Origin of the sequence: Actinoplanes sp. NPDC051411, assembly GCF_040682075.1 — a bacterium.
In the GTDB taxonomy this organism is placed as follows: domain Bacteria; phylum Actinomycetota; class Actinomycetes; order Mycobacteriales; family Micromonosporaceae; genus Actinoplanes.
In genome coordinates, this window is sequence record NZ_JBFBAD010000005.1 from 144265 (window position 1) to 168992 (window position 24728).

15 protein-coding genes are annotated in these 24728 nt (G+C 72.3%); 6 read left to right on the forward strand and 9 right to left on the reverse strand.

Annotated elements, in window-relative coordinates; all coding sequences use genetic code 11:
- Positions 1 to 25: 25 nt before the first annotated feature.
- Complete coding sequence (dacB, locus tag AB0M88_RS04500; protein ID WP_364095328.1) at positions 26 to 1372, reverse strand: D-alanyl-D-alanine carboxypeptidase/D-alanyl-D-alanine-endopeptidase; 1347 nt, start codon at positions 1370 to 1372, stop codon at positions 26 to 28.
- A 1585-nt stretch (positions 1373 to 2957) separates the two neighbouring features.
- Between dacB and AB0M88_RS04505 the strand changes: the two genes are divergently transcribed.
- Positions 2958 to 3455, forward strand: coding sequence for an inorganic diphosphatase (locus AB0M88_RS04505; RefSeq protein ID WP_364095249.1), 498 nt, complete (start codon positions 2958 to 2960; stop codon positions 3453 to 3455).
- Positions 3456 to 3516: 61 nt separating this feature from the next.
- On the opposite strand, the gene eccD is transcribed toward AB0M88_RS04505, so the two are convergent.
- Positions 3517 to 4950 (reverse strand): type VII secretion integral membrane protein EccD, encoded by a 1434-nt coding sequence (eccD, locus tag AB0M88_RS04510; protein WP_364095250.1) that lies wholly within the window; start codon positions 4948 to 4950, stop codon positions 3517 to 3519.
- A 174-nt stretch (positions 4951 to 5124) separates the two neighbouring features.
- Here eccD and eccCa point away from each other — a divergent pair, with 174 nt between their 5' ends.
- Both eccCa and mycP read left to right on the forward strand, forming a co-directional pair.
- A complete protein-coding gene (gene eccCa / locus AB0M88_RS04515) occupies positions 5125 to 9120 on the forward strand; it encodes a type VII secretion protein EccCa (RefSeq protein ID WP_364095251.1) in 3996 nt (1331 codons plus the stop codon).
- Between the two features lie 181 nt (positions 9121 to 9301).
- Positions 9302 to 10555, forward strand: a complete 1254-nt coding sequence (mycP, locus tag AB0M88_RS04520; RefSeq protein ID WP_364095253.1) for a type VII secretion-associated serine protease mycosin — start codon at positions 9302 to 9304, stop codon at positions 10553 to 10555.
- A 397-nt stretch (positions 10556 to 10952) separates the two neighbouring features.
- Here mycP and AB0M88_RS04525 read toward each other — a convergent pair whose 3' ends face one another.
- From AB0M88_RS04525 to nth, 4 genes are read right to left on the reverse strand one after another with little or no spacing between them, the layout of a single operon-like run.
- Positions 10953 to 12131 (reverse strand): MarP family serine protease, encoded by a 1179-nt coding sequence (locus tag AB0M88_RS04525; RefSeq protein WP_364095255.1) that lies wholly within the window; start codon positions 12129 to 12131, stop codon positions 10953 to 10955.
- A gap of 34 nt (positions 12132 to 12165) precedes the next feature.
- The gene (locus AB0M88_RS04530) at positions 12166 to 12876 is read right to left on the reverse strand and encodes a CoA pyrophosphatase (RefSeq protein ID WP_364095256.1); all 711 of its coding nucleotides are present in this window, start codon (positions 12874 to 12876) and stop codon (positions 12166 to 12168) included.
- Positions 12873 to 13691 carry a TlpA disulfide reductase family protein gene (locus AB0M88_RS04535; protein ID WP_364095258.1) on the reverse strand — a complete coding sequence of 273 codons (819 nt, stop codon included), beginning with the start codon at positions 13689 to 13691 and terminating at the stop codon, positions 12873 to 12875. The genes AB0M88_RS04530 and AB0M88_RS04535 overlap by 4 nt, the downstream gene beginning before the upstream one ends.
- On the reverse strand, positions 13688 to 14500 hold the full coding sequence (nth, locus tag AB0M88_RS04540) for an endonuclease III (RefSeq protein ID WP_364095331.1): 813 nt from the start codon (positions 14498 to 14500) through the stop codon (positions 13688 to 13690). Before nth ends, AB0M88_RS04535 begins: the two co-directional genes overlap by 4 nt.
- Positions 14501 to 14872: 372 nt before the next feature.
- On the opposite strand from nth, the gene AB0M88_RS04545 reads away from it, so the two are divergent.
- From AB0M88_RS04545 to AB0M88_RS04555, 3 genes are all read left to right on the forward strand, one after another.
- The gene (locus AB0M88_RS04545) at positions 14873 to 15550 is read left to right on the forward strand and encodes a Crp/Fnr family transcriptional regulator (RefSeq protein ID WP_203078383.1); all 678 of its coding nucleotides are present in this window, start codon (positions 14873 to 14875) and stop codon (positions 15548 to 15550) included.
- A 208-nt stretch (positions 15551 to 15758) separates the two neighbouring features.
- Positions 15759 to 17144 (forward strand): carboxyl transferase domain-containing protein, encoded by a 1386-nt coding sequence (locus AB0M88_RS04550; protein WP_364095261.1) that lies wholly within the window; start codon positions 15759 to 15761, stop codon positions 17142 to 17144.
- Entirely contained in the window at positions 17141 to 19144 is a 2004-nt protein-coding gene (locus AB0M88_RS04555; protein ID WP_364095264.1) for a biotin carboxylase N-terminal domain-containing protein, read from the forward strand. Before AB0M88_RS04550 ends, AB0M88_RS04555 begins: the two co-directional genes overlap by 4 nt.
- Here the strand turns inward: AB0M88_RS04555 and AB0M88_RS04560 are convergent.
- Genes AB0M88_RS04560 through AB0M88_RS04570 form a run of 3 tightly spaced genes read right to left on the reverse strand, consistent with a single transcriptional unit; the run spans position 19121 to position 24613 of the window.
- The gene (locus AB0M88_RS04560) at positions 19121 to 20125 is read right to left on the reverse strand and encodes a serine/threonine-protein kinase (RefSeq protein WP_364095266.1); all 1005 of its coding nucleotides are present in this window, start codon (positions 20123 to 20125) and stop codon (positions 19121 to 19123) included. The genes AB0M88_RS04555 and AB0M88_RS04560 overlap by 24 nt on opposite strands.
- Before the next feature lie 31 nt (positions 20126 to 20156).
- Positions 20157 to 23804 carry an adenylate/guanylate cyclase domain-containing protein gene (locus tag AB0M88_RS04565; protein WP_364095267.1) on the reverse strand — a complete coding sequence of 1216 codons (3648 nt, stop codon included), beginning with the start codon at positions 23802 to 23804 and terminating at the stop codon, positions 20157 to 20159.
- The gene (locus tag AB0M88_RS04570; protein WP_364095269.1) at positions 23801 to 24613 is read right to left on the reverse strand and encodes an MBL fold metallo-hydrolase; all 813 of its coding nucleotides are present in this window, start codon (positions 24611 to 24613) and stop codon (positions 23801 to 23803) included. The genes AB0M88_RS04565 and AB0M88_RS04570 overlap by 4 nt, the downstream gene beginning before the upstream one ends.
- Positions 24614 to 24728 lie beyond the last annotated feature (115 nt).

Here is a 24728-nt window from a genome sequence, read left to right on the forward strand (position 1 = left end):
CGTGAACTCCGGTGAAACCCTGAGGTCAGCAGCCACAGGCGACGAGCCGCGCGGGCACCTTGTCCAGAGCCTGCTTGGCCTCGGACGAGTTCGCCCCGCCGCTTGCCATGATCGCGAAGACGAGCAGCCGGCCGTCCTTGGTGACCAGCTCACCGGACATCGTGTTGACCCCGCTGAGCGAACCGGTCTTGGCCCGCACCACGCCCTGGCCGACCGTATTGCCCGCCGGGGCGCCGAACCGGTTGGCCAGCGTGCCCGACCAGCCGGCCACCGGCAGGCCGTCGAAGAGCCCGGTCAGCGCCGGCTGCTGCCCGCTCGCGGCGAGCGCCAGCGTCTGGGTGAGCAGGGTCGGGCTGATCCCGTCGTGCCGGGACAGGCCGCTCGCGTCGTAGAGGTCGCCCTCGTCGGCCGGCAGACCCAACTCCTTGATCTTGTCGAGCGTCGCCGCACTGGTGTCGTCGAAGTCCGCCGTCTTGCCCGCGGCCAGCGCGACCTGGCGCCCGACCAGCTCGGCGATGGTGTTGTCGCTCTCCTGGAGCATCCAGTCGGTGATCTGCACCAGCGGCGGCGACTGCACCACGCCCAGCTGCTTGGCCGACTTGCCCGCCGTGCCGTGCTCGACCGTGCCGGTGGGCACGCCGAGCAGCTTGGCGAACGCCTTGCCGGCCGACAGCGCCGGATTGGACGAGCGCGGGTCGCCGCTCTCGCTGTGCACCGGCTTGAGCCGGCCGCCGTTGACCATCAGCGACTGGATCTTGGAAACCTGCCCGCTCGGGATGACGTCGCCGTCCCAGCCCAGGCCGGTCTCCGGCCCGTCGAAGAGCGTCGTGTCGATCAACACCTTGGTCGGTCTGGTCCCGCCCAGCGCCTTCTTCACCTGGGCCGCCAACTGGTCGAGCCGGGCCACCCCCGGATAGATCGACTTGCTGTCGATCGCCAGCGTCGGGTCACCCCCGCCGACCAGCACGACCTCGCCGGGTTCGCTTCCGGCCACCACGCGGGTGCTGATCCGGTAGGCGGGCCCGCGCGCCGCCAGGGCGGCCACCGCGGTGAGAATCTTGGTGGTCGAGGCCGGGGTGATCGGCACATCGGTGTTCTCGGCATAGAGCACCTGACTGTTCGCCGGGTCGAGCACCGCGACGTGCACTTCGGTGCCGAGCGCCTTCGACTGCACCAGCGGATCGAGAGCCGCCTTGACCGCGTCCGGGCTCAGCTCCTTGCCCCCGCCGGCGGCCCCGGCCAGCACCGGCGTCGGCTTCGGATCGGCACCCAGCCCACCGGTCGGCGAGGCGGTCGTCCCGCCCCCGAACAGGTCCTTCACCGGGCCCGGCTTCACCAGCGCGAGCACGCCGCCGATCATCACCAGGATCACCAAGATCGAAAGAACAGGAACCAATTTCGTACGGGATTTGCCCGAGGGTCCCGCCTCGACCGGGCGATCACCGTCGTTGGTCCCGGCCGTTGCGCCCGCATCCGGCGATGCTGCGACACCGGCACGAGGCGCCCCCGAAACCGGCCGAGCCTGGTCACCCTCGGCGACCGGCGGCACCGTGTTGAGCGGCACCGAGGCCCGCCCATAGGTCCCACCGCCGGCATCAGCCCCCGCCGCCGGGCTGCTCGGCGGCGTCGCCCACGCCCCCTGCGCCCGCTCCGCCGACTCACCCGGCCGCTGCTCGCCCTGTTGGCCGGCCGACCCCGGCTGCCGGCCGGGCCAGCCCGCACCGTCCGACTGGCTCGGCCAAACCGCGGTTTCCGGCTGACCCGAGCGGCCGGCCGCAGCCTGCTGCTGGCCCGGCCAACCCGCGGCATCCGACTGGCTCGGCCAGCCGGCGGTTTCCGGCGAGCCTGAGCGGCCGGCCGCGGCCTGCTGCTGGCCCGTCCATCCAGCGGCATCCGGCTGACCTAGCCCGCCGGCCGCGGGCTGCTGCCGGTTCGGCCAACCCGCGGGTTCCGACTGGCCCGACAAGCCGGCCGCGGGCTGCTGGCTCGGCCAAGCTGCGGCGTCCGACTGGCCGGGCCCACCGGCCGCGGGCTGCTGTCGGCTCGGCCGACCCGGGGTTTCGGACTGGCCCGAGCCGCTGGCCGGGTCCTGCTGCTGGCTCGGCCAACCCGCAGTGTCTGGCGGGACTGAGCGGGCGGCCGCGGCCGGCCGCGGGGGGGTGTGGTGGGGGGGGGGGGCCCGCCGCGGGGGCGGGGGGCCCGGCCCCCCGGGGGGCGGGGCCGGGGGCGGCCCCCGGGGGCCCCCGGGCGGGGGGCGCGGGGGCCGGCCGCCCCCGGCGGGGTGGATGGGGGGTGGGAGGCGCCCGGCCGCTGGGCCGGGTCGCCCGGCCACGCGGAGGTCGGCGACTGGGCCGGCCACGGGTCTCCCGCGGGCTGGGACGGCGGTTGGCGCCAATCCGACACTTGCGGCTGCGCCGGTTGCTGGGCACCCGGGCGCCCCTGTCCCCACGATGCCGGTTCGGCGGATTCCCGGTCCGGTCCCTGCGGCTGCATCTGTCGATCTTCCCCGTCTGCGCCACGCCACCGCGTCTGCTGAGGGTTTCCCCAGCTCACAGGGCTTAACTGCGGATCACTCGCGGGGAAACGGGGCGGCGCTTCCCCACCCGTACCCCAAGGGGCGCCGGAAGCGACGCCCGGGTGACCGGGCGATATGCCGTATTGATCCGTTTTGTGGGGGCCGCTGGTGGCCGGGCCTGAGAAAGGCACACCCGCGTGACCCGGCACGGGGTTACCGTTCTGGTAGTCGCGGCGGGGCTCGGACACGCCGCCGTCGACGGGATCACTATGTGAATCCTGCCTCCCCACGAGCCCCTCCTCGTTCTTGGCGACAGACTTAGGGGAGACTAGCGACATCCGGCACACCGGCGCGCGCGGATCCTGTCGGCGAGCTATTTCCGCCGCGGTTCTCCGCCTGTGGTGACCGGCTTTCTCAGGCGGGCGAACAAGGGAGCATGACGATGGATTTCGACGTACTAGTTGAGATCCCCAAGGGCCAGCGGAACAAGTACGAGGTCGATCACAAGACCGGGCGCATCCGCCTTGACCGGACCCTCTTCACCGCGACGCAGTACCCCGCGGACTACGGCTTCATCGAAGGCACCCTCGGCCAGGACGGCGACCCGCTGGACGCCCTGGTCCTGATCCAGGAGCCGACGTTCCCCGGCTGCCTGGTGCGGGCCCGCGCGATCGGCATGTTCCGCATGCGTGACGAGAAGGGCCCGGACGACAAGGTTCTCTGCGTGCCGTTCGAGGACCCGCGCCAGGAGCACCTGCGCGACATCCACCACCTCGGCGAGTTCGACCGGATGGAGATCCAGCACTTCTTCACGGTCTACAAGGACCTCGAGCCGGGCAAATCGGTCGAGGGCGCGACCTGGGTCGGCCGGACGGAGGCCGAGGAGGAGATTCGGGCCTCGTTCAAGCGGGCCGAGGTCGCCGAACACCACGACGAATAGTTCTGATTCATCGCCGCCCGCGAAAACAGGCGCCTTGCACTGGGCAGGGCGCCTGTTGTGTTCAGTGGCCCAGGTTGCCGACGGCGCCGTAGAGGCCGACGACCGCGCAGGCGATCGGGATGACCGAGACGACGGCCAGGGTGTCGACCAGGTCGGCGGCCCGGCCCAGGTAGGGCGAGGGCGGCCGGCGGGAGTACGTCGCGCCGGCGGCGACGGTCACGACCGCGAGGACCAGGCCGATGCCGATCACGCCGAGCAGGACGGTCGAGTCGGCGTGGGCCAGCATGTTCCAGCCGAGCGAGAACACCCCGGCCAGCCCGCCGACGACCAGCGGCACCCGCTGGCGCAGCGTCACGAACAGGCGCGAGCGCAGCAGCAGCGCGGCCGCCGCGACCCCGGTCAGGAGGCGGGCCGAGAGCGCGTCCGACGTCGCCAGCACCAGGAACGCGCCGATCGCCAGCACCGCGTGGCCGAGCAGCATGCCCGCCAGCAGCTCTTCCGTGCGGGCCACCGCGGCGAAGACGGTCGCCCGGTCGGGGCGCTCGCGGGCCGCGTCGAGGGCCCGGTCGGAGCTGACCCCGGTGAACCTCTCGGCCGCCTCGCTGCCGGTCGGCAGGGTGACCGGCGGCGTCGGCATCTTGCCGAACCGGATCGCCAGCAGCGGCAGTGCGCCGATGCCGCAGACCAGGATCGCGGCCAGCACCGCCGCCGCACCGGCCGCCGAGGTGAACATGCCGACGATCGCCGTGACCGCGGTGAACAGGCCGGCCACCGCGCCGGCTGTGAACAGCCGCAGCGACGCCGACACGCCGACCCCGCCGAGCGCCGCGATCAGCAGCAGCGCGACCGCGCCGGCCAGCAGCTCGGAGTCGCCGAGCCAGGGCAGCCAGCCGAGGGCGCCCACCCGGTCGTCGGTCGCCACCAGCGCGGCCCCGCCGACGAACGCGTAGGGCATCGCGTACGCCCCGAAGGCCGCACCCGCGCGGGCATCGCCGTACGCCCGGGAGGCCGTGACGCCGGCCAGCGCGAGCAGCACCGCGACGCCGAGCCCGGCGAACGGCGCCCCGGTCATCGCCGGGCCGGCCAGCAGCAGCCCGACCAGTCCGAGCAGGAGCACCACCCCGGCCCCGGCCAGCGTCGCCGTCCGCGTCGAGGCCGGCGTCCAGACGCTGCCCCGGCGGCGGGCGCCCTCGGCGATCGCCTCGACGACGTCGTCGTATTCGAGTTCGGGCCAGTTGTCGCGGGCCGGCACGAGGTGCAGCACCTCGCCGTCGCGGACGCCCTGCGGGAAGAGGCCCTGACCGGTCGCGAGCGCGACCCCGTCGGTGCGCCGCAGCACCCAGCCGCCGTGCTTCTCGCCGTCGTCGGCCAGTCCCTCGCCGGCGTGCCGCAGGACTTCCGGCAGCAGCTCGGCCAGCGGCACGTGCTCGGGGAGCGCCACATCAACGCGGCGTTGCGGAGCGTTGATAGTGACCCGGGCGAGACCGACGCTCATGACTGGTTCAGACCTTTTTCCATCGACGATGATCAGCCTTCAGCCGACCTTAGGGTGGTGGGTGGAGCGGTCGGAAGCGAGGCTGCGGAGATGAGCGCACTTTACCTACGATGGGCTCCACGCGATGTCCGGTGACCGGCGCGCGCACGGGGAGACGAAAGGGACAAGCCTCGCATGAGCACGGTGGTGATCAAACGGTCGGCACGGCGACCGGCCCCGGAGATTCCGACCGGGGAGCTGGCCGTCGAGGCGCCGCCGGAGATCCCCCAGGCCGCGGGCGGCCGCTGGCAGCAGGCCATGATGGGCCTGCCGATGCTCGGCGGCTCGGTCGCCATGGCGATGATGATGAGCCAGGGCAGCGGAGGCGCCTACCGCTACGTCATCGGTGGTCTCTTCGGCTTCTCCTCGGTGGCGATGCTGGCGACCAGCTTCGGTTCCGGCGGCACGCCCAAGAAGGCCGAGATGATGTCGGCCCGCCGCGAATATCTGCGCCATCTGGCCGGTCTGCGCCGCCGGGTCCGCGAGACCGCCGGCAAGCAGCGGATCGGCCTGCTCTACCGGCATCCCGATCCCAGCCAGCTCTGGTCGACCGCGGCCAGCCACCGGGTCTGGGAGCGACGGCCGGCCGACCCCGACTTCGGCGTCGTGCGCCTGGCGGTCGGCCCGCAGACCCTGGCCACGCCGCTGATCCCGCCGGTCACCCGCCCGCTGGACGAGCTCGAGCCGATGACCGCGGGTGCCCTGCGCCGCTTCCTCGACGCCTATTCGGTCGTCCCCGATCTGCCGGTGGCGGTCTCGCTGCGCGGCTTCGGCCGGGTCTTCCTGCGCGGCAGCGGGCCCAACGGCGAACGCGACGCCCGCTCGCTGACCCGGGCCGTGCTCACCCAGCTGGCCACGTTCCACGCCCCCGACGACATGATCATCGCGATCTGCGCCGGGTCCGAGCGGCGGCCGGCCTGGGAGTGGGTCAAGTGGCTCCCGCACAACCTGCACCCGTCGCGCACCGACCGGCTCGGCCACGTGCGGCTCGTCGCCAGCACCGGGCAAGACCTGGAGAAGCTGCTCGAAGACGTGATCGGCAACCGGCCGCGGTTCAACCCGGCCGGCTCCAGCCACACCGGACCCCACGTGGTGATCGTTCTCGACGGGATCAACCTCAAGGGCGCCACTCAGCTCGACGACGGCATCGACGGCGTCACCGTTCTCGACCTCGACGAGCAGCCGCCCCGCCTCCTCGACCGGTCGCTGCTCGTCCTCGAGGTGCATAACGCCGCCGGCGGCCGGCGGGCGCTCTTTACGTACGCGATGGACCACGAGGCCGAAGTCGGCACGCCCGATCAACTGACCGTGGAGCAGGCTGAGGCGATCGCGCGACGGCTCTCCCCGCTGCGGCTGGCCGCGATGTCCAAGTCGTCGGACACTCCGCTCGCGGCGCAGATGGGCCTGGCCGAGCTGCTCGGCCTGGGCGACCCCGAGACGTTCAGCGTCGCCCAGCACTGGATGCCCCGGCCCAACCGCGACAAGCTGCGGGTGCCGATCGGGGTCGGCGCCGACGGCAGCTCGATCGAGCTCGACCTCAAGGAGTCGGCTCAGGACGGCATGGGCCCGCACGGCCTGCTCATCGGGGCGACCGGCTCGGGCAAGTCCGAGCTGCTGCGCACCCTGGTGATGGCGCTCGCCTCGACGCACTCGTCGGAGACGCTCAACTTCGTGCTGATCGACTTCAAGGGCGGCGCGACCTTCTCCTCGCTCGACCGGTTGCCGCACACCGCGGCCGTGATCACCAACCTGGCCGACGAGCTGGTGCTGGTCGACCGCATGGTCGACGCCATCGAGGGCGAGATGACCCGGCGGCAGGAGCTGCTGCGCAAGGCCGGCAACTACGCCAGTCTGCGCGACTACGAGAAGGCGCGACTGGGCGGCGCGGCCCTCCCGCCGTTGCCGTCGCTGCTGGTCATCTGCGACGAGTTCTCCGAGCTGCTCTCGGCCAAGCCCGACTTCATCGACCTGTTCGTCCAGATCGGACGCCTCGGCCGGTCGCTCGGCGTGCACCTGCTGCTGGCCAGCCAGCGGCTCGAGGAGGGCCGGCTGCGGGGCCTCGACACCCACCTCTCCTACCGGGTCGGCCTGCGGACGTTCTCGGCGCTCGAGTCGCGGGCGGTGCTCGGCGTTCCGGACGCCTACGAACTGCCCCGGTCGCCCGGTCACGGCTACCTGAAATTCGGCACCGAACCGCTGTTGCGCTTCAAGGCGGCGTACGTCTCGGGGCCGATGCAGAAAGCCGGCGCCCGGGGTGCCGGCGCGAGTGGCACGGGTTCGGTTCCTCAGGTGCTGACCTACTCGACCAATTACGTGCCGGTGCCCAAGCAGGCCAAGCCGGTCGAGCCGAAGCCCGAGGAGGTTCCGTCCGGCGAGAGCGTGCTCGACGTGCTCGTCGACCGGCTCAACGGTCAGGGACCCCCGGCCCACCAGGTCTGGCTGCCCCCGCTCAACCAGTCCGCGGCCCTCGACGAGCTGCTCGGGCCGGTGGTCGCCGACCCGGCCCGTGGCCTGGCGTTCGCCAACCCGGAGCTGCACGGCTCGCTGCAGGTGCCGATCGCGCTGGTCGACAAGCCGCGCGAGCAGCTGCGCGACGTGATGTGGCTGCAGCTGGCCGGCGCGGCCGGGCACGTGGCGATCGTCGGCTCGACGCTCAGCGGCAAGTCGACCGCGATGCGCTCGATGATCTGCGGGCTCGCGCTGACCCACACGCCGGCCGAGGTGCAGGTCTACTGCCTCGACTTCGGCGGCGGCTCGCTGGGCACGCTGCGCGATCTGCCGCACGTCGGCGGGGTCTCGGGCCGGCTCGACGCGGTCGGGGTTCGGCGTACGGTCGGTGAGATCTCCACTCTGCTCACCGAGCGCGAGGAGCGCTTCGCCGCGATGGGGATCGAGTCCATGGCCACCTATCGCCGGCGGCGGGCCAACGCGGCCGGTCTGGGCGGGGCCGCGACCGACGACCCGTTCGGCGACGTCTTCCTGTTCATCGACGGCTGGGCCACGCTCCGCAAGGAGTTCGAGGAGCTCGAAGGGGTCATCACCGACATCGCCACCCGCGGCCTGTCGTACGGCATCCACATAGTCGCGTCGACCTCGCGCTGGATGGACTTCCGCCCGGTGATCCGCGACCTCTTCGGCTCCCGGCTCGAGCTGCGGCTGGGCGACCCGACCGACTCGCTGATCAACCGGCGGGCGGCGATGACCGTGCCCGAGAAGCCGGGCCGGGGCATCATCGAGCACCCCTCGGACAAGAACAAGAGCCTGCACCTGCTGACCCTGCGGCCCGAGCTGAGCACGATGGGCGACACCGCGGCGCTGGTCAAGGCGATCGTCACCAACTGGCACGGGCCGATCGCGCCGCGGGTACGCATGCTGCCGTCCCTGGTCCCCTACACCGAGCTCGACGTCGAGCGCACCACCGGCCTGCGGCTGCCGATCGGCATCGCCGAGGCCGACCTGCGGCAGGTCGAGATCGACTTCGCCTCCGATCCGCACTTCCTGCTGTTCGGCGACTCCGAGTCCGGCAAGTCGTCGTTCCTGCGTTCGCTGGCCACCACGATCATCCGGAAGTACGCCCCGGAGGAGGCCCGGATCATCCTGGTCGACTACCGGCGCAGCCTGATGGACATGCCCGAGTCGGAGCACCGCATCGGGTACGGCATCCAGGCCCAGAAGTCGCTGGAGCTGATGCAGTCGGTGGCCGGCTACATGGAGCGCCGCCTGCCCGGCCCCGACGTCACCGCCCAGCAGTTGCGCGACCGTTCCTGGTGGACCGGGCCGGAGTTGTTCGTGCTGGTCGACGACTACGACCTGGTCGTGGCCGGCCCGACCAACCCGCTCACCCCGCTGCTCGAATACCTGCCGCAGGCCCGCGACGTCGGCCTGCACCTGGTGCTGACCCGGCGGTCCGGCGGCGCCGGCCGGGCCCTGTTCGAGCCGGTGATCCAGCGGCTGCGCGAACTGTCCGCGCCGGGCCTGGTGATGTCGGGTTCACCCGACGAGGGTGCGCTGATCGGCGCGGTCCGCCCGACGCCGATGCCGCCCGGCCGGGGACGACTGATCACCCGCCGCGAGGGCGTCCGATTGGTACAGATTGCCCATCTGCCACCGTTCTCAGACCCCGGAAACTGACACACTGGCTGTGCGATAACCATCGACCGATAAGGGCACCGCAACGCGTTTTCGGAGTAATCTGCATCGACCGTCCAGGATCAGGATTGGCGATGCGACCCGTGATTGCTGCGCGTTTGGCTTGCCGGCCCGGCAGGGCGCGCCGTGTCATGTCCCACGGCGCCGCACCCGGCGGTGGGCATTGCTGATCTCCCGTCGATGGGGCTCCGCCGTCACGGCCGGGTTCCTCGCGCTCGGCCTGACCGCCGGCCCGGCCCGGGCCGTCCCGTCGCCCGACGTCGACCCCAACCCGCTGGTCGGCGATTCGGTCCGCGAGGAGCAATGGCACCTCAAGACGCTGAACGTGGCCGGCGCCTGGGTCTATGCCGACGGTGCCGGCGTCACGGTGGCGGTCATCGACTCCGGGGTGGACGCCGACCATCCCGACCTCAACGGCCAGGTGCTGCCCGGCCTCGACCTGGTCGACCCGAAGGGCAACGGCGACACCGACCTGGTCGGCCACGGCACCACGGTCTCGGCGATCATCGCGGGGCGCGGCGACGACAACGCCGGAGTGATCGGCATCGCGCCCAAATCCAAGATCCTGCCGGTCCGCGTGCTGAACGAGGAAAATCGCTACAACGACGCGATCATCGTGGCCAAGGGCGTTCGCTGGGCGGTCGACCACGGCGCCCGGGTCATCAACCTCTCCCTGGGTGGCAACGGCAGCAGCCCGGCGCTGGCCGCGGCCCTCGACTACGCGTTCGCCAAGGACGTCGTGGTCGTCGCCTGCACCGGCAACACCAGCGCCTCCACAACCGACCAGGTGTGGTACCCGGCTCGCGAGCCCGGCGTGATCGCGGTGGCCGGCACCGACCGGGCCGGCGACGCCGTCTGGCCGGGCTCGATCACCGGCCAGGACACAGTGGTCTCCGCCCCCGCCACCGACCTGATCGGCGCCCGCCCGGGCGGCTACTGGAAGGTGCAGGGCACCAGCTTCGCCGCGCCGATGGTGGCCGGCACCGCGGCACTGATCCGTTCCCGCTGGCCGACGATGCCGGCCGGCGAGGTCGTCAACCGCATCATCCGCACGGCCAAGGATCTCGGGACCCCCGGCCGCGACCCGGTCTTCGGCTTCGGCCTGGTCAATCCGACCGGGGCGCTGACCGCCGATGTCCCGGCGGTGTTCGACAACCCGCTCGACACGTCGCCGCCGCCGGGGATCGCCCAGTTCGGCGCGGCCCCGGTCTCCGGTCAGGCCCAGTCGGCGCCCGACGGCGCGGTCGGCGCCGTGCAACGCCCGCCGGCCCTGGCCGACGCCGGCAATGGCGGCGCCCCGGCGATCCGGGAGGCGGCCAGCCCGATCCGGCACGGCTGGTGGGCCGCAGCGATCCTCTTCCTGCTCTCCGCCGTGGCCGCCCTGCTGACGATCCGCCGCTTCTCCAGCACCACCTGACCCTGACCCGCCGCGGCCAAGGGCAAGGCCGCCCCGGACGCGTGATCGTCTTACAAGCAGGCTTTTAGTGCCGCGCGAAGGCGGGCCCCGCAGGTGCCGGGGCCGGCGGCCCGCATGCCGGAAACTAAGGACCGCACGGCCGCCCTTGCACGGGGCAACCGGGCCATGGAGACCGCGCCGGATGCGTACGGCCGCCCTTGGCCGGGCCGCGGAGCCGCCCGTGACACGCGAGACCGTCCTTGCAGGCGGCAACCGGACCACGTAGGCCGCCCAGCACGCGCAAGGCCGCCCGTTACGCGGCAACTAGGGCCGCGCATCACACCCCCCAAGGCCGCCCTTGCGGGCGGCAACTAGGGCCGCGCACGAGGGCCCCCGCACCGCCCTCATGAAGCCCGGATCAGGCGCAGTCGCCGGTCTGGACGCCTCGGGTGCGGCCCGCACCCTGCTGGGCGATCGGCGCCGCCTCGCTCGCGGTCAGGGCGAAGCCGGTGTTCCGGTCGTCGGCCGCCGCCGCGAAGATCACGCCCAGCACCTGGCCGCCCGGCGTGATCAGGGGGCCGCCCGAGTTCCCGCTGCGCACCAGCGACCGGATCGTATAGATGTCGCGGGTGATGTCGTTCTGGTCGTAGATGTCGCGGCCGGGCAGCTCGTCGGCGTCGCGCACCCGGGCCGACTGCGCGTCGTACGGCCCGTCCTGCGGATAGCCCAGCACGATCGCGTTGGCCCCGCTGCCGGCCGCCTTGGGCGCGAACGGAATCACCGGCGCTTTGAGACCGGGCACATAGATCACCGCGAGGTCGCGCTCGGGGTCGTAGACCACGACCGTGCCCTCGTGCCGGCCGCTGTTGTCCTCGACCACGAGGTCACGCGTGCCGGCGACGACGTGGGCGTTGGTCATGACGCGCTCCGGCGCGTACACGAAGCCGGATCCCTCGATCCGCCGGGAGCAACTCGGTGCCGTGCCCAGCACCTTGAGCACCGATTTTTTCGATTTTTGCACGACCTCGGAGCCGGCCAGCTTGGGGTCGGGCGCCGCGACCTCCTTGGCGTTGGTCCGGGAGAGGCCGCCGAGCACGTTGGGGAAGCCGCTGGTGTCGAGGGTGTCGCGCAGCGCCGACGAGAGCGCCTGGGCCTGCTCGGGCATGACGCTGTTGATGCCGCCGAGGATCGCGCTGCTGCGCACCGCCTTGTTGAGGCCGGGGAATGGTGTCGACGCGAGCGGCACCGCGATCAGCCAGGCCACCAGGAGCACCGCGACCAGCGAGATCAACGCACCGCCGAGGTCGTCGACCCTTTGCAGGGGCGGGCTCGAGATGGCCCGCCGCAGGTGGGTGCCGAACCATCCGGCCAGGGTCTGCCCGAGAACCGCCAACGCGAAGATCGCCACGAGCGAGACCACCAGGCGGGCGGTGCTGTCGCTGAACCGGTTGGCCAGCAGCGGGCCGAGCTGGAGGCCGATGAGCACGCCGCTGAAGAAGCCGCCGAACGACAGGGCGCCGATGACGAAACCTTGCCGGTAACCGCTGATCGCGAAGATCAGCATGAGCAGAATCAGGATGGCATCGACCACGGACACTCACTCAGCGTAGAGACGCGGGACCACCCGTGGATCATGGGAGCACCTCGTCGGGCGCGCCGCTGCGTGCGGCCGGCACGGGAGCGGATGCTTCCGGTAACTCCACTATGCGGCCGGGCTGCCAGGGTTGCGACCAGCCACCGATGTCGAGCAATGTCGAGATCACCCCTGCCGTGAAGCCCCAGACGAGCATGCCACGGACCTGGAACGCCGGTCCGACCCAACCACTGCGGTGCCGCACCCGAATACGGTTCTCCGGGTCGACGAGTTCACTGATCGGCAATCGGGCGACGTGCGCGACCTCGGCCGGCTGGCACGGGCGGACCGGGTGCGGCCGCCGCCACCAGGCCAGCACCGGCGTCACCACGAACGAGCTGACCGGAATGTAGAGCTCGGGGAGCCGGCCGAGCACCTCGACGCTGGCCGGGTCGAGCCCGACCTCTTCGCTCGCCTCGCGCAGCGCGGTGGCGATCGCGTCGGCGTCCTCCGGGTCGGTGCCGCCGCCGGGGAACGCGGGTTGCCCGGCGTGATTGCGCATTGTCGCGGCTCGCTGCAGCACGAGCAGGTCGGGGCCGGTCTCCTCGCTCTCGCCGAACAACACCAGGACCGCGCTGGGCCGGCCGCCGCCGACCGGCGCCCGCAGGGCGGAGAAGTCTTCCGTACGCAACGACGCGACCCGCCCGAGCAGCGGGTCGAACCAGCCCGGCAGGTCGGCCGGCCGCTCGACCAGCTGCCCGCGAGTCACCGTGTCACCGTCACACCGGTGTGCTGACGCACCTGGTCGGGCAGCGACTTGTCGGTGAGCGGCAGCCGATAGACCGTGCGGTGGCCGGTCTTGTCGACGAACACGGTCATCGGCAGCCCCTGCCCGGAGAGCGCGTAGAACAGTTTCTTGTCGGCGTCGACGAGGTTGGGCATCGTGACCTGCTTGGCGGCGGCGAAGGACGCACCCGCCTCGCGCGAGTCGCCGGTGTCGACCCCGAGCACGGTCAGCTTGCCCGCCTCCGTGGTGGCCAGCTTTTGGATCACCGGCAGTTCGGTGCGGCACGGCCCGCACCAGGACGCCCAGAAGTTGATCACGGCCGGGCCCTTGATCTCGGTCAGCGCGACCTGCTGTCCTCCGGTGAAGCAGGGCAGCCGCAGATCGGGCAGGTCGGTCGGCCCAGCGGCGGGCGGGGCGGTGATCGCCGAGCAGTCGGCAAAGGGGGACGGCGTGTCGTCGCCTTTGCCGGAGCAGGCGGCCGCCGCGAGCGCGAGCAGGAGAACGGCAAGCCCAGCGATCCACCGGCGCAGAGCCCGAACGCCGGCCGGGGCCGCCGAGCGATCCGGCGAAAGCGATCGGCCCGAAAGGAGCGGGCGGCCCGAGAAGAACGAGCGGCCCGAAAGGAGCGGGCGGCCCGAGAAGAACGAGCGGCCCGAAAGGAGCGGGCGGCCCGAGAAGAACGAGCGGCCCGAGAAGAACGGGCGGCGCGAGAAGAACGAGCGGCCCGACAAGAACGAGCGGCGCGAGAAGAACGGCTCGGTCCGGGAAGGCGGCCGGGCCGGGCCCCGCACCCTCACGGGGTCTCCGGGTCGAGGACGGCCGCGGCCGGCACCAGCTCGGGGTCGACGCCGGCGGCCACCGCCAGCTCGCGCGCCCGCGGGCCCTTGAGCAGCTTGGCCGCGGCGGGCGCCTCGGTCGGGCCGGTGCCGTAGGACGGGCAGAGCGCGGCCAGCGTGCACGCGCCGCAGGCCGGCTTGCGCGCGTGGCAGACCCGGCGCCCGTGGAAGATCACCCGGTGCGACAGCATCGTCCAGTCGCGCTTCTCGATCAGGTCGGCGACCTGGAACTCGATTTTGACCGGGTCTTCCTCCCGCACCCAGCCGAAACGGTTGGTCAGCCGGCGGAAGTGGGTGTCGACGGTGATGCCGGGGACGCCGAACGCGTTGCCGAGGATCACGTTGGCCGTCTTGCGGCCGATGCCGGGCAGCGCGACCAGCTGCTCGAGCTTGTTGGGCAGCACCCCGTCGTACTTCTCGACCAGCGCCTGGCCCAGCTTCATCACCGAGTCGGTCTTGGCCCGGAAGAAGCCGGTCGGCCGCAGCAGCCCCTCGAGCGCGGTGCGGTCGGCCGCCGCGTAGTCGGCCGCGGTCGGATAGAGCTTGAACAGCGTCGGGGTGACCAGGTTGACCCGAACGTCGGTGGTCTGCGCGGAGAGGACGGTCGCGACCGCCAGCTCGAGCGGCGTCGTGAAATCGAGCTCGCAATGCGCGTCGGGATGGGTCTCGGCCAGGATCTTGGCCATCTTGCGGGCGCGTCGCTTGCGCCCGATCGGCGTCTCCCCCGCGAATCTCCGGGCCGATTTGTCCAGCACCGATCGCCCCACCACAGTCACCGGTAAAGAGTACGCCGGACCTACGACAGGAACGATCACCCACCGGGTTCGTCGGTAATCGGACTGAACGCTTTTCACATATCGACGTCGATATGGCGCCGGACCGGAGGCCCGACAGTCGGGACGCCGCGCCCGAAATGGGGCCGGGGCTGGGAATTCATCGACGGTGACGATACCGTCGGGTAGCGATCGCGGACGACCGTCGAATGGCTTGTACGACCCTGTCCAAGGGCCCGGATAATACTGGCCGTCACGACCGAAGCGGTTACCCTCCGGTATCTGGATCAAGGGGTGCCCGCCCGATTCTCGCCCGCGTGCGCCTAGACTGATCGAGCGCAGGCGTTGCGCGTGTTCGGAGGTGCGGGCATGGATGAGGTACTGGCGCGCAGCGGGATCTTCCAGGGTGTCGACCCGGAGGCCGCCGAGGCGCTCGCCAAGGAGATGGACACGGTCGAAGTCCGCAAGGGCGACGTCCTGTTCAACGAGGGCGAGGCCGGAGACAGTCTCTACATCGTCCTCTCAGGCAAGATCAAGCTGGGTCGTCGGGCGGCCGACGGCCGGCAAAATCTCGTGTCGATCATGGGACCGTCGGACATGGTCGGCGAGCTCTCCCTGTTCGACCCGGGTCCGCGCACGGCGACCGCGACCGCGGTGACCGATGCCCGGATGGCCCGGCTCAAGAAGACGTCGCTCCGGCCCTGGCTCAACAACCGCCCGGAGATCGCCGAGCAGCTGCTGCGGGTGCTGGCCCGCCGGCTCCGGCGCACCAATGACGCGCTGGCCGACCTGATCTTCACCGACGTGCCCGGCCGGGTGGCCAAAAACCTGCTTCAGATGGCGGGCCGGTTCGGCACCCGCGACGGTGGTGTGTTGCGGGTCACCCACGACCTGACTCAGGAGGAGCTGGCCCAGCTGGTCGGTGCCTCCCGCGAGACGGTCAACAAGGCGCTGGCCGACTTCGCCTCCCGGGCCTGGCTGCGGCTGGACGGCAAGAGCGTGATCATCCTCGACCCGGAGCGGCTGGCCCGCCGGGCTCGCGTCTGACTTGGAGAAGATCCGCTTAGGGGCTACCCACACGGGTAGCCCCTAAAACGCGTGTATTACGCCCGAAAGGGCGACAAAGCGCGCACAACCGGATCCGTGTCGCACCTGCTCAGCCGCTCGTTACGGAGGTGGTCGAGAGGCACCGGCGGACACGAGAGGTTGCGGCTTTGAACATGCAGGGGGGCGTACTCCGCATCGGGGTGCCGACGTGACCGTGCTCGACACCACCCTGGACCCGCGCAACCCCGGCTATCTCCAGCGCCGCGGCGCCACGCTGGAGCGGCTGGTCCGGCTCGAGGCGGCGCTCGACCAGGCCCGCGCGGGCGGCGGTGAGAAGGCCGTGACCCGGCACCACGCGCGAGGCAAGCTGCTGCCGCGCGAACGCGTCGAGATGTTGCTCGACCGGGACAGCCCGTTCCTCGAGCTGTCCCCGGTCGCGGCCTGGGGCACCGAGGTGCCGGCCGGCGCGGGCGTGGTCACCGGCCTCGGCGTGGTCGAGGGCGTCGAGTGCGTGCTGGTCGCCAACGATCCGACGGTCGCCGGGGGCGCGGTCAACCCGTTCGCCCTGTCCAAGATCCGCCGGGCCGCGCGGATCTCCTCGATCAACCGGCTGCCGCTGGTGACGCTGGTCGAGTCGGCGGCCGAGGACGCGCCCGAGGCGGCACCCGGAGGCGGGATCGCCCGCGACCTGAGCCGGCTGGCCGTCGAACGGGTTCCTACCGTCTGCGTAGTCTTCGGCGCCACCACCGGTGACGCGGCGTATCTGCCCGCGCTCTCCGACTACACGATCATGGTCCGCGGCCACTCGCCGACGATCACGATTCCGCTGCCCGCCCGGCAGACGCCCACGAGCGAGAAAACGGCCGACCAACTGGCCGAGGACGAGCGCGACGCCCTGCGGCTGGCCCGCCAGTGCGTACGCCGCCTGAACTGGCGCAAGCGCGGCCCCGGCCCCCGCACCTTCCCGCCGGGCCGCCCCAGGTACGCCCCCGACGACCTGCTGACCATGGCCGACGTAGACCCGGCGACCCTGTTCGACCCGCGTGAGGTCCTGGCCCGGATCCTCGACGACAGCGACTTCGACGAGTTCAAACCGGCCCAGGGCACCGCGCTGGTGACCGGCTGGGGCGAGCTGCACGGCTACCCGGTGGCCGTGCTGGCCAACGTCGGCGCCGAGCTCACTCCGGCCGAGACCCAGAAGGCCGTGCACTTCATCCAGCTCGCCAACGCCGCCGACACGTCGCTGCTGTTCCTGCGCCACCCCGGGCCACCCGGCCGGGAGGGGCAGGCCGCCCCGCTGGTGCACGCGCTGGCCAAGTCGACCGTCCCGCACCTGGTGCTGCTCGTCGGCGGCGCCGGGATGCCGGACGGCGTCGACGAGCCGCGCTTCGTCTTCAGCTGGCCGGTCGAGAACCACGACGACAGTGCAGGCGAAAAGGCCGGCGAAAAGGCCGGCGAGAAGAACGACGACGGCGTCATCGACCCTCGCGACACCCGTACGGTGCTCGGCGTCTGCCTGTCCGCCGTGCACAGCGCGGTCGTCGAGGGCGCCGGGCACGTCGGCGTATTCCGACCCGGAAAGGTAGACCTGTGATCCGACGTCTTCTGGTGGCAGACCGTGGCGAGATCGCCCGCCGGGTGTTCGCCACCTGCCGCCTGGTCGGCATCGAGACGGTCGCCGTCTACTCCGACGCCGATGCGGACGCTCCGCACGTCGCCGAGGCCGACTACGCGGTCCGGCTCGATGGTTCGGCACGCAGCGCGTACCTGCGCGGCGACCTGCTGATCGTGGCCGCCCAGCGGTCGGGGGCGAACGCCATCCACCCCGGCATCGGGATGCTGGCCGAGGACCCGGAGTTCGCGGCCGCGGTCGCCGACGCCGGGATGATCTGGGTCGGCGCGCCGGCCAAGACCCTGGGCACGCTGCGCAGCAAGACCGAAACCAAGGACATCGTGGCCGAGGCGCACGTGCCGGTGCTGCCGACGTTCACCGACCCGTCCGAGGTGACCTCGTTCCCGGTGCTGATCAAGCCGGAGGGCGGCACCGGGGGCACCGGCATGCGGGTGGTCCGGGACGCCTCGACGCTGGCCGAGGCGATCGCGCAGACCCGGCGCGAGGTCGGCGACGACGTCTACTGCGAGCCGTACGTCGAGGACGTCCGGCACATCGAGATCCCGATCATGGCCGACGAGCACGGCGCGGTGATCCCGTTCGGTGAGCGCGAGTGCTCGATCCAGCGCCGCTACCAGAAGATCATCGAGGAGACGCCCTCCCCGGCCGTCGATCCGGGCCTGCGCGAGGAGCTGTGCCGGGCCGCGGTGGTGGCCGTCCGCGCGATCGGCTACGTCGGCGCCGGCGCGGTCGAGTTCCTGCTCGACTCCGACGGCGACTTCTGGTTCCTCGAGCTCACCCCGACCCTGCAGGCCGAGCACGCGGTCACCGAGTGCGTCTCCGGCTACGACCTGGTGCGCCTCCAGCTGCTGGTGTCGGAGGGCGGCAGCCTGCCGATGCCGGGCCCGCCGCCGATCCGCGGGCACGCCATCGAGGTGCGGATCTGCGCCGAGGATCCGGCCTACGCCTGGCTGCCCGCGACCGGCACACTGCACCGCTTCCACGTGCCCGACGTGGCCGGGGCGTTCCGCCCGCTGGCCCAGCCCGGCCTGCGGCTGGACGCCGGGGCGGTGGACGGCTCGACGGTCGGCGTGCACTACGACACCACGCTGGCCAAGCTCGTCGCCTGGGCGCCCACGCGACAGGAGGCGGCCCGGATGCTGGCGTCGGCGCTCACGCGTACGCAATTACATGGCGTGGTCACCAACCGCGACCTTCTGGTGAGGGTGTTGCGGCATCACATCTTCCGCACCGGCGATGTCGACACCGGTTTCCTCGACAAGCACCCCGAGGTGTTCGCGCCGCTGCTGAGCGCGGTCGACGCCGTACGCATCTCGTGTCTCGCCGCGGCCCTGGCCGGCGCCGCCGGACGGCGCGCGACCGCCCCGGTCCTCGGTTCTCTTCCCAGCGGATGGCGCAACGTGCCGTCGGGCTGGCAGACCGTGGTCTACGACGGCCCGGTCGGGCCGGTCGAGGTCGGCTACCGGATGAACCGGCACGGCGAGCTGTCGGGCTGGTGGATGCGCGCGGTCGACCCGGAGGAACTCGATCTCGCCGGCCTCGGGCAGGCGCCGGTGGTCGACGACCGTCCGCGGACCGTGGTCGTGCACGCCAGCGACGAGAAGGTGGTGCTCGACGTCAACGGCATCCGGCTGACCTTCAACGTGCACCGGGTCGGCGCGGTCTCCTACGTGGACAGCCCGGAGGGCTCGGTCGGGCTGCGCGAGTTGTCCCGCTTCCCGCTGCCGGCGCCCGAGGCGGCCGAGGGGTCGCTGATCGCCCCGCTGCCCGGCGCGGTCCGGCGCGTGCTGGTCGTGCCCGGTCAGCGGGTGCGCGCCGGCGAGCTGCTGCTCACGCTGGAGGCGATGAAGCTGGAGCACCCGGTGCACGCGCCGAGCGCCGGGGTGGTGGCATCGCTGCCGGTGCACCCGGGGGCCGAGGTCGACACCGGCGAGCTGCTAGCGGTCCTGGACCCCGAATAGCCCGAAGAGCCGCTTGCGGCGCGGCTGCTTGATCGGGGCGTGCACGGTGGGCGTGTTGTCCCCCGCCCCGTAGGGCCGCGGCGGGGGGATGAAGGGCAACCCCTGAAACGAACCGGGTCCCTGGAAGGCGTTGGGCGGCCCGGCCGATGGGCCGGGCTGCAGCTGTACGCCGGTGAGCAGCTCCCGGAACTGCTCGGCCGTCGGCCGCGCCCGGGCGTCGTTGGCCATCCCCCACCGCAGCACCTCGGTGAGCGAGTGCGGCACCTCGGGCAGGTCGGGGATCGGCTGGTTGAACAGGTCCATCAGCGTGATCAGGCTCGGGCTGCGGTCGGTGTCCCAGCGCGGCGGGCGTCCGCGCATCACCGCGTAGAGCGTCGCCGAGAGCGCGTAGACGTCGGCGGCGCCGGACGGCTCGTCGTGCCGGAACATCTCGGGCGGCGCGTAGGCCGGGGTCAGCACCTCGAGGGTCACCGACGAGTCGCGCATCTCGGCCAGCACGGCCAGCCCGAAGTCGGCCAGCACGGCCGGGTTGAAGTGCGAGTAGAGGATGTTGGCCGGCTTCACGTCGCGGTGCAGCACGCCGTTGGCGTGCGAGTGGACCAGCGCGTCGGCCAGCTTGATGCCGATGTCGCGGGTCTCGGCGGCGTCGAGCGGCTTGATCCGCATCCGGTCGAGGTACGACCCGTCGCACAACTCCATGATCAGGTAGGGGTGCTGGTCGACCGTGACCCCGACGTCGAACAGGTCGACGACGTGCGGGTGCGACGACATGCGCCCGGCCGCCCGCGCCTCGCGAAGAAACCGGGCCTGGTCACGATTGGTCTCCAGGCGGCGGTTTTCCACCTTGATGGCGACCTCGCGACCGACCGAGTCCTGCGTGGCGCGGTAGACGGTGGCATACCCCCCGCGGGCCATGACCGACAGTCCGGACATGCCCGGCACGTACGGCACGGGCAAGGCTCCAGGCGTGGTCTCCGTCATGAGACAGAAAATACGCCAGGACGGCCGGAGATCATCCCGGCAGGTCAGACGCGTAGGCGACAGTTTCCGCCGGACCAGGGTCGATCGCGGCCATCGCCAGGGTGTCGCGCAGTTCCTCGGCCCCGGCCCGCTCGCTCACCTGCTCGGTCGCGTAGGCCAGCCGCACCGCCTCCTCGGCCGCCGCCCCGGCCTGCTCGCACATCTCGGCCGCGGCCAGCACCCGGGCGTGCACCATCTCGGCCAGCACCTCACTGCGCACGTCCTCGGCCGGCACCTCGCGAGCCCGGCGGATCCAGGTCAGCGCCGACTCGATCCGGCCGTCGGCGAGCAGGGCCGCCGCGTACGACGCGAGCACCTGCCGCCGCGAGAACAGCAGCGAGGGCGCCGTGTCGCTGGCGATCGGCGCGAGCAGCCCGATCGCGGTCGTCGCGTCACCGGCCCGCAGCCGCGCGTCGGCCAGCAGCACCCGGGGCCCGACCTGGGCCGGGGCCAGCGGGTTGTGCGGCTCGACCGAGGTCATCACCCGGCGGGCGTCGGCCTCGGCGCCCGTGAAGTCACCCCGCTGCAGGGCCACGAAGCCGCGCATCGTGCCTGCCATGCCGAGCAGAAGGGGGTGCCCGGTGCGGTCGGCGTAGCCCAGCGCGTCGGTGAGCAGGTCGTACGCGTGGTCGAGCTCGCCCAGCCCGCGCGCGATCGTCCCCCGCACGACCAGCGCGAACCCGCGCCCCCAGTCGTCGCCGACCGCGTTGAAGTCGCGGTAGGCCCGCCGGGCCTCGCTGTCGGCCTCGGCCAGTTCGCCCAGCTCGGCCGCCGCGTACGCCTCGACTGCGCGCAGCGTGCCGACCGCCCACGCCTCGCCGACCCGGTCGCCGAACGGCAGGAAGACCCGGGCCAGCCGGCGCGACTCGGCGAGCCGCCCGGCCAGCAGGCGGGCGAACGCCGTCGTGCCGCGCAGCCAGGACCGCCCGACCGGGTCGCCCAGCTCGGCGAAGAGCCGGGCCGCCCGCCCGAGCACCGCGTCGGTGCCGGCGAAGTCGCCCCGGGTCGTGGTCACCCAGGCGAGGTTTTGCAGCGCCCAGGCCTGGCCGTGCCGGTCGCCGGCGGCCAGCGTCACCTGATATGCCGCGGCGAACCGGCTGCTCGCCTGGCTCAGCCGCCCGGCCAGGAAGTCGGCCATGCCCAGCCGGCGCATCGCGTTGGCCCGCTCCGGCAGCAGCTCGGCCTCGGTCGCCACCTCGAGCGCCTCCTGCCAGGCGGTGATCGCCTGACCCGAGTCGCCGTGCGCCTCGTGGGCCCGGCCGATCACCAGCAGCGCCTCGGCCTTGGCCACCGGTTCGCCGTCGGCGTGCTGCGAGATCTTCTCCCCGTAGGACAGCGCCTCCTCGGTGCGCCCCAGGCGCAGCAGGGCGCGCGCGTGCACGAGCTGGTCGGCCAGCGGCAGCGCGTCCTTGGCCAGCACCGACGCCCGCTCGGCATATTCGATCGAGGCGGCCGGCTCGATGTTGGCCAGCGCGCGCCGGGCCAGACGACCCAGCGCGGCAACCCCCAGCGGTGCCACATCGCGGACCGCCGCTTCCGGCCGCAGGCGTACGGCGTCGGCCAGCTCGACCGCGCACTCGGCATGCGTGGCGACGAAGTTGTCCCGCTCGTTCTCGGTCAGGCTCAGCCGGTTGGCGCCGTCGTAGCCCAGCCGGTCGACCGTCTCCGGCGCGGCCCAGGTCGCCAGGTAGGCGTGCCGGTCGGCCAGATCGGCCTTGCCCACTCCCGCGTACGCCGCCTCGCGCATCAGCGGCGTCGTGAACGCGAAGCCGCCCCGCATCCGGTGCAGCATGCGGCGCTGGAGCAGCTCGTCGACCGCGCGCTCGAGCTCGACCGCGGCGACCGCACCGGGCCGGGCGTCGCTGGTCGCCCGCCGCTCCCGCAGCGCCTCGATCACCCCGGTCGGCACGGCGTCGCCGACCACCGCGGCGTCGCGCAGCACCGACCGCGGTTCGGCCGGGAGCGCGTCGATGCGGGCCGCGAGCACCGCGGCCAGGTCGCGGGAGAGCAGTTGGCTGCCGAGCGATCCGACGGCGAGCTGCCACTTGCCGGCCGCGTGCGCGCCGACGGCCGGGGTCAGCGCGCCCCGCTCCATCAGCAGCGTGACCATCTCGGCCAGGTAGAACGGGTTGCCCTGAGCGGTGGCGAGCAGCCGGTCGGTGTCCTGCTGCGGCAGCTTCCCGCCGTTGAGATAGGAGGTGAGCAGGCGGGACGCGTCGGAACCGCGCAGCGGGGGCAGCGTGTGCACCTCGGCGTCGGCGAGCCGGGTCAGCGCCCCGGCCGTACGCACGAGCTCGGGGCGGCCCAGCAGCAGCACCACGACCGGCCCCTCGAGGCGCGACAGCGTGCGGCCGAGCGCGTCCACCGTGGAGGCGGTCGCGTCGTGCAGGTCGTCGACGATGACCACCAGTGGCGCCTCGGCGGCCAGCGCGCTGAGCAGCTCGGCGACCGCGTTGGAGATCGCGTCGGCGTCGAGCCGGTTGGAGGCGGGCTGCCAGTCGGCGGCCGCGGCCGGGCCGACCGGGTTGGCCGGGGCGTCGCCGTAGCCGAGCAGGCCGAGCAGCCGGTCGATGTCGATGTTGACGGCCTCGCCGTCGCGGGACAGGCGGTTGGCCAGCTTGCGCAGCCGCTCCTCGACCACCGTGCGCCCGACCGTGGAGACGACGTCCTTGGGCAGGCCGACCGACTTGCGCACCAGGTCGGCCAGGGGCGCGAACCGCCGCCGCTCGCCGAACGCGCGGCAGCGTACGCGCAGGACCCGGGCGCCGGTGTGATTGGCGTACCGTCCGTTGCCGACGTCGTAGCCGGCGGCGAGCCGCTTGACCTCGCCCGCGAACCGGGATTTGCCGATGCCGGCCTCCGCGGTCATCACCATGACCCGGGAGGTGCCGGCGTCGATCGCCTCGGCGAGCCGCCCGGCGACCCGGCCGAGTTCGGTCTCGCGGCCGACGAACGGCGCCTCGTCGCCCAGCCCCGACCGGGTGCCCGGGGCGTCGTGCAGTCCGAGCAGCTCATAGGCCGGAACCGGCTCGCGCTTGCCCTTGAGTCGCAGCGGGCGCAGCTGGCGCCACGAGGCCACATGCCGGGTGCCACCGCTGGTGCGCGCGCCGGCGTAGACGGCGCCGACCGCGGCCGCGTCGGCGAACCGCGCGGCCGTGTTGACCGTGTCGCCGATGACCGTGTATTCGATGCCGGCCTGGATGCCGGCCACCACCTCGCCGGTGTTGACGCCGATGCGCAGGCCGAGCGGGGCGCCACCGCCGCGTTCGTCGTCGAGCACCCGGCGGACGGCGCGCTGCATGCTCAGCGCCGCGCGGACGGCACGCTCGGCGTCGTCCTCATGGGCCACCGGGGCGCCGAAGACCGCCATGATGCCGTCGCCGGTCAGCTTGTCGACGTGGCCACCGAAGGTTTTCACCGCTCCAGCCAGGGCCGCCAAGACACGATCGGTGACCGCGCCGACACGCTCCGGGTCGAGATCCTCCGACCAGGAGGTGAAATCGGACAGGTCACCGAAGAGCACGGTCACGATTCGTCGCTCGGCCGCCGGCAACGTGGCCGCGGCCGGCAGGGCGGCACCGCAGTTGTGGCAGAAGCGGGCGCCGGGCACGGCGACGGTTCCACACACGGGACAGGTCACAGCCGATCCAACCCGTCGGCGGGTGTTCCTGATTCCCGATTTTTGTGACGCAGATAATCCAGTTGGGCGGCGGCCGACCATTCGGCGGCGAAACGCAGCCGCGGCTCGATCTCGGGATAGACGAGATCAACCACTTTTTCCGGAGTGTCCGCCCCGGCGGCCATCGCGGCCTCGACCTGCGCCAACCGCTCCCGGCGATGCTCCCGATATTCCCCCGCCACGGCCGCGACGTCGGCCCGGGCCGGGCCATGGCCCGGCAACGTCAAGACCTTCCCGTACGCGGCGAGCACGTCGAGACTTCTCAGATAGTCACCCAGGTCGCCGTCGGGCTTCGCCACCACCGTCGTGCCGCGGCCGAGAATCGTGTCGCCGGTCAGCATCACCTGCTCGTTCCCGCAGTCGACCAGAAAACACACGGAATCGGCGGTATGCCCGGGTGTGTCGAGAACCTGGATCTCCACGCCGCCCCCGCCCAGCTTCTCGGCCGGGTCGAGCGGCTCGGCACCGACGCAGTGCGCCGGGTCGGCGGCCAGAACGTGGGTGCCGCCCAGCATCTCGGACAGCCGGGCCGCACCTTCGACATGGTCGTGGTGACCGTGAGTGACGAGAATGAAGTGGAAAGGTCCGCGTTCGGCGATCCGGGCGAGATGTCCCTCGTCCAGCGGCCCCGGGTCGACCACGACGCCGTGGTCCTCACCCGGCGCGCGCAGCACCCACGTATTCGTGCCGTCCAGCGTCATCGGCCCCGGGTTCGGCGCACGCACCAGCGTCACCCAGCCCGGTAGTCCGTCCAGCCCAGCGCCCCCCATGCGCGAATCGTACGTCGCGCATGGGGTCCGGGCCGAGGACCGGATGTGCGATCTCAGGCCCCGCTCAGGTCACGCTGAGCTATCTGTTCGGCTGCTTTCCTATCTTTCCCGCGGC